Annotated in this window: 15 protein-coding genes; 10 read left to right on the plus strand and 5 right to left on the minus strand. The window is 60.8% G+C overall.

Annotated elements, in window-relative coordinates; genetic code table 11:
* Positions 1–87: 87 nt before the first annotated feature.
* From ACQK2M_RS09320 to ACQK2M_RS09330, 3 genes are read left to right on the plus strand one after another with little or no spacing between them, the layout of a single operon-like run.
* On the plus strand, positions 88–882 hold the full coding sequence (locus ACQK2M_RS09320) for a thymidylate synthase (RefSeq protein WP_425417556.1): 795 nt from the start codon (positions 88–90) through the stop codon (positions 880–882).
* Positions 879–1877, plus strand: coding sequence for a DUF4424 domain-containing protein (locus ACQK2M_RS09325; protein WP_425417557.1), 999 nt, complete (start codon positions 879–881; stop codon positions 1875–1877). Before ACQK2M_RS09320 ends, ACQK2M_RS09325 begins: the two co-directional genes overlap by 4 nt.
* Positions 1874–2428: a dihydrofolate reductase gene (locus tag ACQK2M_RS09330; RefSeq protein WP_425417558.1), complete on the plus strand. Its 555-nt coding sequence runs from the start codon at positions 1874–1876 to the stop codon at positions 2426–2428. The genes ACQK2M_RS09325 and ACQK2M_RS09330 overlap by 4 nt, the downstream gene beginning before the upstream one ends.
* Before the next feature lie 100 nt (positions 2429–2528).
* On the opposite strand, the gene ACQK2M_RS09335 is transcribed toward ACQK2M_RS09330, so the two are convergent.
* Complete coding sequence (locus tag ACQK2M_RS09335) at positions 2529–2840, minus strand: P-II family nitrogen regulator (protein ID WP_223475632.1); 312 nt, start codon at positions 2838–2840, stop codon at positions 2529–2531.
* A gap of 15 nt (positions 2841–2855) precedes the next feature.
* Positions 2856–3848, minus strand: coding sequence for a sodium-dependent bicarbonate transport family permease (locus ACQK2M_RS09340; RefSeq protein WP_425417559.1), 993 nt, complete (start codon positions 3846–3848; stop codon positions 2856–2858).
* A 108-nt stretch (positions 3849–3956) separates the two neighbouring features.
* Between ACQK2M_RS09340 and ACQK2M_RS09345 the strand changes: the two genes are divergently transcribed.
* On the plus strand, positions 3957–4523 hold the full coding sequence (locus ACQK2M_RS09345) for a hypothetical protein (protein ID WP_425417560.1): 567 nt from the start codon (positions 3957–3959) through the stop codon (positions 4521–4523).
* 28 nt (positions 4524–4551) lie between these two features.
* On the opposite strand, the gene ACQK2M_RS09350 is transcribed toward ACQK2M_RS09345, so the two are convergent.
* Positions 4552–5472 (minus strand): hydrogen peroxide-inducible genes activator, encoded by a 921-nt coding sequence (locus ACQK2M_RS09350; protein ID WP_425417561.1) that lies wholly within the window; start codon positions 5470–5472, stop codon positions 4552–4554.
* 175 nt (positions 5473–5647) lie between these two features.
* Between ACQK2M_RS09350 and ACQK2M_RS09355 the strand changes: the two genes are divergently transcribed.
* Both ACQK2M_RS09355 and ACQK2M_RS09360 read left to right on the plus strand, forming a co-directional pair.
* Complete coding sequence (locus tag ACQK2M_RS09355) at positions 5648–6373, plus strand: tellurite resistance TerB family protein (protein WP_425417562.1); 726 nt, start codon at positions 5648–5650, stop codon at positions 6371–6373.
* A 108-nt stretch (positions 6374–6481) separates the two neighbouring features.
* Positions 6482–6706 (plus strand): DUF465 domain-containing protein, encoded by a 225-nt coding sequence (locus ACQK2M_RS09360; protein ID WP_425417563.1) that lies wholly within the window; start codon positions 6482–6484, stop codon positions 6704–6706.
* A 527-nt stretch (positions 6707–7233) separates the two neighbouring features.
* Here ACQK2M_RS09360 and ACQK2M_RS09365 read toward each other — a convergent pair.
* Entirely contained in the window at positions 7234–7791 is a 558-nt protein-coding gene (locus tag ACQK2M_RS09365; protein WP_425417564.1) for a TetR/AcrR family transcriptional regulator, read from the minus strand.
* Positions 7792–7962: 171 nt separating this feature from the next.
* Between ACQK2M_RS09365 and ACQK2M_RS09370 the strand changes: the two genes are divergently transcribed.
* The 3 genes from ACQK2M_RS09370 (at position 7963) to ACQK2M_RS09380 (ending at position 10751) form a co-directional block, all read left to right on the plus strand.
* Positions 7963–9081 (plus strand): zinc-binding alcohol dehydrogenase family protein, encoded by a 1119-nt coding sequence (locus ACQK2M_RS09370; protein ID WP_425417565.1) that lies wholly within the window; start codon positions 7963–7965, stop codon positions 9079–9081.
* Between the two features lie 429 nt (positions 9082–9510).
* Positions 9511–9903 carry a protocatechuate 4,5-dioxygenase subunit alpha gene (ligA, locus tag ACQK2M_RS09375; RefSeq protein ID WP_223475623.1) on the plus strand — a complete coding sequence of 131 codons (393 nt, stop codon included), beginning with the start codon at positions 9511–9513 and terminating at the stop codon, positions 9901–9903.
* Positions 9903–10751 carry a class III extradiol dioxygenase subunit beta gene (locus ACQK2M_RS09380; RefSeq protein ID WP_425417566.1) on the plus strand — a complete coding sequence of 283 codons (849 nt, stop codon included), beginning with the start codon at positions 9903–9905 and terminating at the stop codon, positions 10749–10751. Before ligA ends, ACQK2M_RS09380 begins: the two co-directional genes overlap by 1 nt.
* A 54-nt stretch (positions 10752–10805) precedes the next feature.
* On the opposite strand, the gene ACQK2M_RS09385 is transcribed toward ACQK2M_RS09380, so the two are convergent.
* Positions 10806–11021 (minus strand): hypothetical protein, encoded by a 216-nt coding sequence (locus ACQK2M_RS09385; protein WP_425417567.1) that lies wholly within the window; start codon positions 11019–11021, stop codon positions 10806–10808.
* Between the two features lie 127 nt (positions 11022–11148).
* Here ACQK2M_RS09385 and ACQK2M_RS09390 point away from each other — a divergent pair, with 127 nt between their 5' ends.
* The gene (locus ACQK2M_RS09390) at positions 11149–12786 is read left to right on the plus strand and encodes a winged helix-turn-helix domain-containing protein (RefSeq protein WP_425417568.1); all 1638 of its coding nucleotides are present in this window, start codon (positions 11149–11151) and stop codon (positions 12784–12786) included.
* Positions 12787–12797 lie beyond the last annotated feature (11 nt).

Raw genomic sequence — 12797 nt, forward strand, 5'->3', positions numbered from 1 at the left:
GCCGAGAACCGGCAAGGCCCGATCTTATTTGTGAGCCTCGTCTCGCCGCGATGGACGCAAATGGTGGAATCGTGCGAAATTGCGCGCATGAAACAGTATCTCGATCTTCTTGAGCATGTGATGGGCAGCGGCACTGACCGGGGCGACCGGACCGGCACCGGCACACGCTCCGTCTTCGGCTACCAGATGCGTTTCGACCTGTCGGAAGGCTTTCCGCTGCTGACGACGAAGAAACTGCATATCCGCTCCATCGTCTATGAATTGCTGTGGTTCCTGAAAGGCGACACCAATATCGGCTGGCTGAAGGAGAACGGCGTTTCGATCTGGGACGAATGGGCCGACGAGAATGGCGATCTGGGGCCGGTCTACGGTTACCAGTGGCGGTCATGGCCGGTGCCGGGTGGCGGGCATGTCGACCAGATCAAGAATCTGGTGGAGGGGATCAGGATCAATCCCTATTCGCGCCGGCATATCGTCTCGGCGTGGAACCCCGCACTGGTCGACGATATGGCGCTGCCGCCCTGCCATTGCCTGTTCCAGTTCTATGTCGCCGACGGCAAGCTTTCCTGCCAGCTCTACCAGCGGTCTGCCGATATCTTCCTCGGCGTGCCGTTCAACATCGCCTCCTATGCGCTGCTGACGCACATGCTGGCCGAGGTGACCGGTTACGAGGTGGGCGATTTCGTCCACACACTTGGCGACGCGCATATCTACTCCAACCATTTCGAACAGGCCGAGACGCAGCTTTCGCGCGCGCCGCGGCCGCTGCCCTTCCTCAAGATAGGGCGCAAGGTGAACGAACTGACGGACTTCACCTTCGAGGATTTCGAGATCGTCGGTTACGAGCCGCATCCGCATATCAAGGCACCGGTGGCGGTGTGACGATTCGTTCGGCGATCCTGGCGGGTGCATTCCTCGCGGCGGCGATCGTTCCGGGCATGGCGAACGACTCCACCGCGGAAATCGGCGCGGGCGGACTTGTGCTCGCGCAGACCCGCGACATCGCGATGGAAAGCGAAATCCTCTATATTTCCATGGACGAGGTGCGGGTCGACTACGTGTTCCGCAACCGCAGCGACCACGATGTCGAGACTGTCGTCGCCTTTCCCATGCCCGATCTGGAGGTGAGCCCCTATTGGGAGGTCGCGATCCCGAATTTCGAGGACAATTTCCTCGGCTTCACCGTGATCGTGGACGGGACAGCGATCAGGCCTGAATTGCAGCAGCGCGCCCTGGTGGCGGGCGTGGACGTGACGGACAGGGTTATCGAGGCCGGCCTTCCGGTCGCGCCGATCGGCGCTTACCAGGGGCTGGATGTCGGGCATTTGTCGGATGACGCGCTCAGGGACCTGGAAGCCTGGGGGATCGTGACCATCGAGGGCGATCTCGGCGCCGGCGAGCGGCCGATGGTGGTTGCCGCGTGGACCCTGAAATCCGCCTATTGGTGGCGGATGACGTTTCCGGTCGGGCGTGAGGTTGCGGTGGAACACCGCTACACGCCGGCCGTTGGCGGCGCGGCGGGGACGTATGTGCTCGGCGACGGGACGCGCACCGAGCCGCATCCCTATTACGCGAACAAATACTGCGTCGATTCCGGTTTCATGTCGGCGGTTCGCAAGCGCGCGGCGACGGAAACCGACGATGGCGGCCACTATTCGGAGCGGTGGCTTTCCTATGTGCTGTCGACGGGAGCCAACTGGCTCGGGCCGATCGGTAGCTTCCGGCTGATCGTCGACAAGGGCTCGACCGACAATCTCGTCTCGTTCTGCGGCGAGGGGGTGACCAAGACCGGCCCGACCACTTTCGAGATGGATCTCGACGGTTTCGTGCCGGAACGCGATCTCGACCTGCTGTTCATCGTGGCTCCGGAAGGATGAGCGTCCTGCATCCGATCCTCTCGGTCATCGTCGCCGTTTCCAGGAACGGGGTGATCGGGCGTGACGGCGACATGCCGTGGCACCTGTCGTCGGATCTCAAGCGGTTCAAGCAGCTGACGATGGGCGCGCCGGTCATCATGGGACGCAAGACCCAGGAGAGCATCGGCAGGCCGCTGCCGGGACGCCTGAACATCGCCGTCACGCGCAATTTCGACTGGTCGGCGGACGGGGTCATGCGGGTCGGATCGCTCGATGCGGCGATCGAACTCGCCACGGCGCATCTGGAAAGCGCCGAACCGGACCCGAACGATCCCGAAGCGCCGCTCGCGGACGAAATCTTCGTGATCGGCGGTGGCGAAATCTACGCCCAGGCGCTTGCCATCGCCGACCTGCTCTACGTGACCCATGTGGAGGCCGAGGTGGAGGGCGACACGCATTTTCCCGCAGTCGATCCCGCAGTCTGGGAAATCGTGGAGGAAGAGGCGTGTCCGGCCGGCGAAAGAGACACCCACGCGATGCGGTTCGTCACCTATGAGCGGCGGTCCGAATAGACCGGAAACCGCGCCGCAACTCGCCTGACGGCGCTCTGCCCGAACGGCTGTCAATCGATAGGCCAGCGCATTTCAGGAACGTCAAGCTCCTGATTGCCGGTCAAAAGTGATCCGCCCGCAAGACCTGGACATCGGAAACATAGACGATTCCGGCGGTATCCCTGAGCATGCCGTCAGCGACGCGGAGCAACTCCTCGGCGACCGGTTCGGAAACGATGGCCACGATCATCACATTGCCGAAGACATCCGGGAGCGGACCTCCCCGGCGAATGCCCCGGTTGCCTTTTCCCGACACTTTCCGGACGATGCTGTAGCCTTTCGCTCCGGCTTTCTCGAGGGTTTCGATGACCTTGTCGGCCATGATCTGTTCGATGATGATTTCGATCTTCTTTTTCGCATGGAGCTGTTTCATGTCGCGCACCGGTGTTCAGTTTCCGAGAAAAGTCTGAGCGATTGAGAAATAGAGAGGAATACCGACGACGAGGTTGAACGGAAACGTGACCGCGAGCGACAGGGTGACATAGATCGCCGGATTTGCCTGCGGCAGGGATAGTCTCATCGCCGCCGGCACGACGATGTAGGAAGCGCTCGCCGCCAACACCATCAGAAGCATGGCGTCTCCGCTCTCCATCCCGATCGCCAATGCGGACAGGAAGCCGAGAAACGCGCCGACGATCGGCATGAGAATGCCGAATGCGATCAGCGAAGCGCCGACCGACGCAAAGTCGCCGATCCTTCTTCCGACCAGCAAACCCATGTCCAGCAGGAAGACGGCCAGGACTGCCTTGAAGGGATCATCGATCACCGGAGCCATGATTTTCATGCCGTCGTGGCCGGTGATCCATCCAATCGCGAAGCTGCCCATCAGCAGGACGATGCTGCCGCTCAGGAAAATCTCATGCGCGACCTTGCGCGTCATCAGGGGCGTTTTTTGCGCTCCGGGCTCCGAATGGCCGAGCCTTGCCAGCGCCAGACCCGAGACGATCGCCGGTGTTTCCATCAGCGCCATGAGCGCAACCATGAAGCCGCCATAGGCAACGCCCTCGTAGGTCAGGAACCCGGCTGCGGCAACGAAGGTGACAACGCTGATCGACCCATAATGGGCCGAGATGGCGGCGCGATCGACCGAGCCGAGGCGGGTCATCATGCGCAACAGGAAGAAGGCGATCGCCGGCATGACGAAGCTCAGCATGACCGCTGCAAACATGGCGGTGAGTATGCTGCCGGTCAGCCCGCTGGAGCCAAGTTCCGCGCCGCCTTTGAAGCCGATTGCCAGCATCAGATAGAGCGAAATGCCCTTGCTGACCGCTTCCGGCAGGGTGAGGTCCGATCGCAATGCTCCCGCCAGCAATCCGAGTCCGAAGAACAGAACCATCGGCGTCAGCAGGTTGGCGATGGCAAGGCTGAAGATGCTATCCATGAGTCATGTGTCCGCGCCGACAGGTGTGTCGGGAGTTGAATTGGGAAAGGCTGGGGCACTCGGCCGCGCATCCATCGAGTTCGACCGAACACGTCTCTGCGAAGACGCATGAAATCGCAGAGCTCGCAGAAGAATGAACCTGCGCGTGTGCGAAATATGCCGCGCGCCGGTCAGAGCCGATTGATGTTCAGGGGCTTAGCCGCAGCCTTTGGCAATCGCTTCGACTGCCACGACGGGCTAGTCGGTCGAAAGCAACTCTCGTCGGACGTTTTGCTCTATGTTCTTGAAGCGGTTCAGCAAATCGCCACTCTCGAGATCGATGCCGGCGTTTGCGAGATCGGCTTGAACCTTTGCGAGGATGTCGAAGGGGCCAGGCTCTTCGAAATCGGACAACATCACTTCCTCGATATAATCGTCGAGTTCGCGATGCTGGAGACCGAGCTGGGTTCCTGCCCAAACCCCGAGGAAGTAATTGCGCCGCGCGTTCAATTGATCGCGTGTCCGGATTTCCAGTTCGTCTCTGTGCATTTCGAAACCTCTGCTTCACACCAGCCGATAAATCGGCTTTGTCAGGCACGAATACCAATCGAAAATGCGCTTGCTTCCAATAGTTTTTCTCTATCGTTCTCCGCTGTTCCAATCGTGTGCGTCATCTTCTGGCGGAAATCGGACTGACCGGCTGGCGTCGTCCCGGACGCGGCGCCTAACGAATGACGGTGATCTCGGGCAGCCGATCTTCAGCCGTGGCGCGAATGAGTTCGGCGAATTCCTTGAACAAGGGCGCATGCACGGATCGCCTTCGCCAGGTCAGACCGATCTGCCGATAGAGATTGGGCACACCGATGTCCAAAACCGTGAGGCCGCGACGGCTTGCGATTTCCGAGCGAACATACATTGCTGGCAAGAACGCGATGCCGACACCCATCCCGGCCATCAGTCTGATCGTGTCGAGGCTCGTTCCCTCGTAGTCTCGCAACAGGACGGCATCCAGATCGTCGCATAGCTGACTGACCTGTTCATGAAGATGATGACCCCTCTCGATCGCCAACACATGCTGGCCCACGAGATCGGAGCGCTGGATCTTTCCCTTCCGGGCGAGGGGATGATCATCCGCAACAGCCAGCTGTAGCGGTTCGCGAAAAAGCCGCTCGACTTCGAAATCGGCGTGCTGGATCGGCAGCGGCGAAATGACGAGATCGAACGCGCCTGTGTGAAGCTCTTCCTGAAGGTCCGCGGGCTTTCCCTCGCGGACATAGAGCTTCAATCGCGGATACTTCGAATGAAGGTCCGACACGATATGCGGCAAGAGATAGGGGCCGAGCGTCGGCGGCACGCCAAGTCTGATCGTGCCATCGAAACCATGCTGCGACGATGCTGCAAGATCAACGATGTCCTGCACCTCGGCGATAATCCGACGCGCGCGATCCGCTATCTCTCGGCCAAGTGGGGTCAGCATGACACGAGACGTTCCCCTTTCGACCAGAGGGGCGTTCAAATGGCGTTCGAGTTCCTGGATTTGCGCGCTGAGGGTCGGCTGGGTGACGTGCATGCGTTCGGCCGCACGCCGAAAGTGCAACTCTTGCGACAGGGCAACGAGATAGTTCAATTGCCTCAACGTTGTCATCGTCGTTCTCCCTGCTTGCAACGCCCAATGGCCGTGATCGTCCATATGGGGCTGGATTCGGTGATTTCGATAGAGAGTTTCTATCGGAAATTCGCTGATCGTCTATTCGAACATTCCTGTGCGGGATCCCAAATCAGTTCACGTAGACAACGCGAACGTGAAGGAGAGCGTCGCCATGAACCTCAATCAAGTGCTCGACCAGTTTCTCGGAGGCCATTCCGCGGGGAACGATGCGCCGGCGGGTCCCGCCGCTGCGTCGAAAGGTATTCCCGGCGGCCTTGTCGGCGGGCTTGCGGCCGGCGGACTTGTCGGACTGGTTGCGGGCAACAAGAAGCTGCGAAAGAGCGCCGGCAAGGTCGCGACAGGCGCAGCCGCAGTCGGTGGAGCCGCGGCGCTCGGAGCGATCGCCTACAGCGCCTACCAGAAATGGCAGGGACAATCCGCCGCGACGAACGACGCCCATGGCAGCGGCAACCGGCATGCATCCGCGCTTCCGCCGGAAAGCTTCGATCCATCGGGCAAGGAAGCCCGCAACGGGAAGCCTTTCCAGTTCGTTCTTATCGAGGCGATGATTTCGGCGGCGCATGCGGACGGCCATGTCGACCAAAGCGAGCAGAAGAAAATCTTCGACGCGGTCGGGAAACTGCCGCTGGACGCGGCCGACAAGGCTGCGATCTTCGAAGCGCTTCAGAACCCGCCGGACGCCCTGACCATCGCCAGCCATGCGAACGGGATCGAACAGGCAAGCGAGATCTATATCGTGTCGCGTTCCGCGATCGATCCCGATCATCCGCTTGAGAGGGCGCATCTGGAGAGACTGTCCAGGGCGCTTGCCCTGCCGGACCGGCTGGTCGCGGAGATCGAGATCGAGATAGCCGGCGCGACAATGATGGCGGCGTGAGCCCCGGTCGAGCACCATGCATGCCGAGGCACGTCGGGGACGGAGTGATTTTCGACGTTGAAATCGCGTCCCCGGCATCAGTGAAACAGATTGGAAGGATTTACGATCATGACCACCAAACGTCTCAGTCGTTCTGCGATCGCGGCGCGCATTGCAGCTCTGAGGACCCGCCATCGCCAAATCGATGAACAGGTTTCGGCGGAGCAGAAGCAGTCCTGGCGCGACAGCCTGATCCTCAAGAAGCTCAAGCGCCGCCGGCTGCGCCTGAAGGACGAAATCAAACGCTACGAAGGCCTGATGATTACGCTTTCTCGCCGGAGGGTGCCGGGCTGAATGCGCGGCACTCCGAACGCCGGTTTCATCATCCCGGATTCAAAAGGAAAGGACCCGCCATGTTCTTCTTGCCCGCCCTGAACGCACGATCCAGCTGCCGCGTGTTTCATAGCGCGAATATCGCGGAGCTGGAGGAAGCGTTCTCCTCCAGGCCCGGCCGAAAAGATGGAGATCGGGATGCTCATGGCGATGATAAGCGCTTCACCAAGGCGCCATCACGCAAGGGCAATCCGGCTACACCCGCCCAGAGCTGAGGTCGATTCAGCCATACAGCGACCCCCGCTCGATTGGAGACCCGGCAAGCGCGATCCGGCTTGTCGGGTCCAATGCATCGGCAAGGACAAAAGGCCCCAGCCGGCGAGCGTGACGCCCACGCGATGCGGTTCGTCACCTGGCAAGGTCAGTTTTGTTGGGGGGTGTACGCACAAATGGGCGAAAGCCGATGACCGCTATCGGCAGTCGCTCTGTTGCACCGGGTCATGAACTCATGAATCGCAGGCTACTCGCGGCAGCAACCAATCCATCGTTCAATCAAAAATCATGTTGAAGGCCAGCCGAGCTTGCTCTTTCAGCAACTCGTCCTGCTTCACCCATGGAAAAAGAGGGCGGGCGAGGATCAGCGCGACAAGACCGTGAAGTGCTGCCCAAAGGCACTGTGATCTGGTCTGGACAGCCTGCTTGGACAAGTCTGGACGATTAAGGGCGACAATGCGCGCCAGATGTCCGAATGCACGTGGCCCCGGATGACTCTCAAGCGCGAACGCTTCGGCAATTCCCTGACCCGCTTTCTGGGTCGTCGCGCCATGCTCCAACATGAAAGCGATCCTGTAGGCCTCCGGGTTGGCCATTCCAAAATCAAGATAGCCGCGAATGGCGTTGCGCAATTGCGCCTCGGGGCTGTCGTCCATCGATGACGTAATCGCCTGCTCCAGGAGCGCGAAAGCCCGCGCGCCGACTTCCTCCTGTATCATCTGAATAGACGGGAAATGTGCATAAATCGAAGGCTGCGAAATACCAACCTCCAGCGCGATCTGGCGGGTGGTCACAGCCTGCACGCCATGCTGGCCGAACAGCGCACTTGCCACGCGCAAAATCTCCTCCCGACGGGACGGGCTGTCGGTGCTTGAAGCTTTTGGTGGCATGCCCGGGGACTCATTTCTGCGATTGCTGGAGTGACCTTATAGCAGCCTGGAAACCTCTTGCAAAAAGAGCCTATCAACGATAGGCAGAGAGCCTATCACTGATAGGAAAACGCTATGTCATCGAACTCTGCCGCTTGGCTCAATGCCGCGTTCGCCCCGCTGGCCGTCGCGGACGCACCCATTGTCCCGCCCGAACCCGGCCAGATCCAAGTGCGCAACCGGGCTGTCGCAATCAATCCCATCGACCGCTTCAAGCAAAAAATGGGCGACGCACTCTACGGATGGCTAAAATACCCGATGATATTGGGGTTCGATCTGGCGGGAGAGGTCGTCGCCGTCGGATCGGATGTGACCCGGTTCCGCGTCGGCGACCGGGTGGTCGGGCACGCAACCGGGATGGAGAAGGTGCGCAACAAGGCCTCTGAGTCCGCGTTTCAGCTTTATACAAACGTGATGGCGCACATGGCTTCGCCGATCCCGAGCGCAATGTCATTCGAGACGGCGGCGGTGCTTCCTCTTGCCCTTTCCACCGCGGCCTGCGGCCTGTTCGGGACGGATCAACTGGGACTGGATCTGCCGACATCCGATCCGTCTGACAAAGACCAGACAGTGCTGGTCTGGGGCGGATCGACGAGCGTGGGTTGTAATGCGATCCAACTCGCGAAGGCCGCAGGATACCGGGTCGTCACCACGGCGTCGCCACACAACTTCGCGTATCTGAAGGAGTTGGGGGCCGCCGAGGTCCATGATTACCACGGCGATGACGCATCAGAACGCGTGACGCGCGCGCTTCAGGGGCATGAAATGGCTGGTGCCGTGGCGATCGGCGCTGGGTCGACCCAGGCTTGCATTGCTGTTTTGGGTGCGACCGAGGGCAATCCCAAGATGGCGATCGCAACCTTCCCGATCGACATAGACGCGATACCCGACCGCCCGAATGTCTGGACGATGATGACCAAGATGGTGCCGAAAATGGTCGTTGGCATTGGCGGCATGTGGATAGCGGCAAAGCGAAACGGTGTGCGTACGAGCACGATCTGGGGTTCGGCCCTGATGGATACCGACCTCGGCCGGGCGATCTATGAGCGATTTCTGCCCGAAGCCCTGGAGACCGGCCGCCTCGTCGCCGCACCGCCTCCTCTGGTCGTGGGCCACGGCCTGGGCGCTATTCAGTCAGCGTTTGAACGCCAAAAAAACGGTGTGTCGGCGGCGAAGATAGTGGTGACACTGTGATGCCTGCCGGAAGTATCGTCTGACCCAGAGAACATAAGATTTGTCACTGAAACGGACCTTCGTAAACAGTGAAGGAAACGTCACTTTGGGCTCAAAGCGGCCAACCGCCTCTGTGCGCCAGCTGCCCAACTCGGGACGCAATGCAGACATCGAAGCCGGGCGTACGGGCTTGATTCAAGCTCCAAAAGAGAGCCGTGAACATGAGGCACGCTTGCTTCGACGCCGTTTGACGGCAAATTAGCCGGTTCGCTGACCGAAGCCGCCGAAACCCGGGGGCTTTCGTGCCTTCGGCCATGGCGTCTATAGCGCAATATTATCGCAGGGTGAGAGTTTGAATGGGTGGGTGCTCTTGTATCGCCCGTTTTCGCTTTAGATTGAGAATATGATCGGATAGCAACGCGCCGGACAACAGGGAGATATCCGCCGACCATGGACAAGGATTACGAGGACATTCCAGGGACCTTCGTGTTCGATGCGGACCGCTCGCGCGAAGGGTATCACCTGAACCAGTTCTGCATCTCGCTCGGCAAGCAGAAGGGCCGCGACGCCTACACGGCGGATCCGGAGGCCCATCTCGCCAAGTTCCCGATGACCGAGGAACAGAAACAGGCCGTGCGCGACCAGGACTGGAACCGCATGCTCGAACTGGGCGGGAACATCTACTACACGGCGAAGCTCGCCGCCTATCACGGCATCAATTTCCAGAACCTCGCCGGCCTGATGACCGGCATGGGCGTCGAGGCCTATCGCGACATGATGCTGCATGGCGGCCGCCCGATCGAGGGCAACCGCTACAAGAAGGAATGGGGAGAAGAAGAATAATGGCCCGTATTACCGCAGGCGTCGGTTGTTCGCACGTGCCCGCCATCGGCGTGGCGATGGACACCCACATCACCGACCAGCCCTACTGGCAGCCCGTCTTCAAGGGGTTCGAGAAGTCGCGCGAGTGGATGAAGGAGAACACGCCCGACGTGATCTTCCTCGTCTATAACGACCACTGCACGGCCTTCGACGCCTCGTGCATTCCGACCTTCGCGCTCGGCTGCGCGGCGGAGTTCCAGCCGGCCGACGAGGGCTGGGGCCCGCGTCCCGTGCCGGTGGTCAAGAACCACCAGAAACTGGCCAGCCACATCGCGCAGTCGCTGATCCTCGACGAGTTCGACCTGACCATCATGAACGAGATGGATGTCGACCATGGCCTGACCGTGCCGTTGTCGGTCATGTTCGGCGAGCATGGCCCCGACGACGAATGGCCGTCGCTTGTCATTCCGCTCGCCGTCAACGTGGTCCAGTACCCCGCGCCGACCGGAAATCGCTGCTTCAATCTCGGCAAGGCGGTGCGCAAGGCGATCGAGAGCTTCGACGAGGACCTGAACGTGATGATCTTCGGCACGGGCGGCATGAGCCACCAGCTGCAGTACAAGCGCGCCGGCCTGATCAATCCGGAATGGGACAAGGCCTTTCTCGACCGGCTGACCGCCGATCCGGTGGGGCTGAGCAAGACGCCGCATGTGGAATATCTGCGCGAGGCGGGCTCGGAAGGCGTCGAGATGGTGATGTGGCACGTGATGCGCGGTGCGCTGAACGACGAGGTGAAGGAAGTTCACCGCCACTACCACGTGCCGGCATCGAACACGGCCGTCGGGCACATCATTCTCGAAAACGTATAAGTCTCCTCCCGAGACATGCCGCCCGCCGGGAAGCTGGCGGGCATTTTCACTGGCTCAATCTTCCCAGGACCAGTCCGGTTTCGCGCATTCGAGCCGGGCCAGTTCCGCAGCCTTCGAAAAGCGGTCCGGCCAGGTGCTTTCGGACTGTGGCGCCGCTTCACAGGAATTCGCAAAGACAAGCGTTCCGTCCTGCGGCGCGGGTTCGTCGCTCGCATGCGCCATGCCCGTCAGTGCGATGCAGATTGCCAATGAATTGATAAGGCTTTTCATTTCCAGTTCTCCTCTCTGCCAATTCGCCGTCCGCCGGGCTGTTCCGATTTCGGTTTGTGAACCGCCGAGGCGCGGGTAAGATCGAACGGGAAATGCATGCCGAAAGTCACGAAAGCGGCCCGAAAGAATGACGAATTCGCGTCCGGTGGCGGGTATCGGGCCGTTCCGGTTCGACAGGGACGCCAACGAATTGACCGACGATAACGGCCAGACGACCGTGCTTCGGCCGCAGACGGCGACCGTGCTTTCGGTCCTCTTGGAGAATGCCGGTGGCGTCGTCACCAAGGACCACCTGATGAAGACGGTCTGGCCCGATACGTTCGTGACAGACGATAGCCTGGTCCAGTGCATTTCCGAGATACGGCGTGCGCTCGGCCCGCAGACGTCGAAGCTTCTGAAGACCATTCCCAAGAAGGGCTATCGGCTGGATCTTGCCGGCGCGGATGACAAGCCTGGCGAGACGCCGATGGCGCCGCGTCGCAGCCCCCGGATCGTTGCCGCGTTGGCCGGCACCATGTCATTGCTGGTCGTCGCGATCGCCACATGGTGGGTGATGCGCCCGGTGCCCGAAAGCGTCGTGCGGACCATCGCGGTGCTGCCGTTCGCCAATGCAAGTGGAGACGAGGCGCAAGCCTATTTCGCAACTGGCGTGGCGGAAGATCTCATTGTCGGCTTGTCAAAGGTCTCCGATCTCAAGGTCGTTTCGCGTGGCGCGTCCTTTTCTCTGGACGCTGACGCGATGGATATCCGCGAAGTCGCCGACATTCTCGACGCCGACTACGTGCTGGAGGGCAGCGTGCGGCGTAATGGCGCGGCATTGCGGGTCTCCGCGGCCCTGGTCGATGGAGAGACGGGCGAGAACGCCTGGGCGGAACGCTATGACGGATCGACTGAGGACATCTTCGCGTTCCAGGAAAAGCTGCTCAACAGCCTGATGACCGTCCTGACGGTCCGGCTCTCCAAGGCGGAGCGCGAAAGGCTCGGCATATACGGGACCCGGAACGCCGCGGCATACGATGCCTATCTGCGCGGCAGGGAACTTGAGAACCTCTATACGCGGGAAACGAACCGGGACGCGGAAGCGGCGTTGCAGGAAGCGGTGCGGCTCGATCCGGAATTCGCGCTGCCGTATGCCCATCTTTCCCAAGTCTACAGTTTCCGAGCGGAGAACCGCTGGGTCGATCCAATCGGACCCGCAGTCGACAAGGCGCTGGATTACGCCCGCCGCGCGGTCAGCATGGACGACAGCCTCCCATTCGCGCATTTCGCGCTCGGCCGGCTCCATACGCGCAGCTTTTCACCGGATTTCGAAACGGCGATTTCGGAGTTCCGGCGGGCTATCGAGCTCGATCCGAACTATGTCGACGCCTATATGTTCCTCGCCAACACCTATATCTTCGATGGGCGCGCGGACGAGGCGTTGCCGCTGATCGCGGAAGGGTTTCAGCGCAATCCGCTCGCGCCCTACTGGTACTATCTGGCGGAAGGCATGGCCGCCTATTTCCTTGGCGACTACAAGAAGGCGGAGACGGCATTGACGGTGGCGCGCGATCGCAACCCGACCGCGCCCTATCCCTACCGGTTCCTGATCGCCACCTACGGCCAGATGGATATGGTCGACGACGCGGAGTGGATGGCAATGGAATACGAGGCGCTCGGGCGGTCGGCGACAGTCACGGCTCTGCTCGAGACGGCCTCGATCCAGGATCCGGACTATCGGGAGCTGTTCGCCGACGGGTTTCGCAAGGCCGGACTGCCCGACTAGGACTTTCCGGG

The sequence above is a fragment of the Oricola indica genome, assembly GCF_965227485.1.
Classification (GTDB): domain Bacteria; phylum Pseudomonadota; class Alphaproteobacteria; order Rhizobiales; family Rhizobiaceae; genus Oricola; species Oricola indica.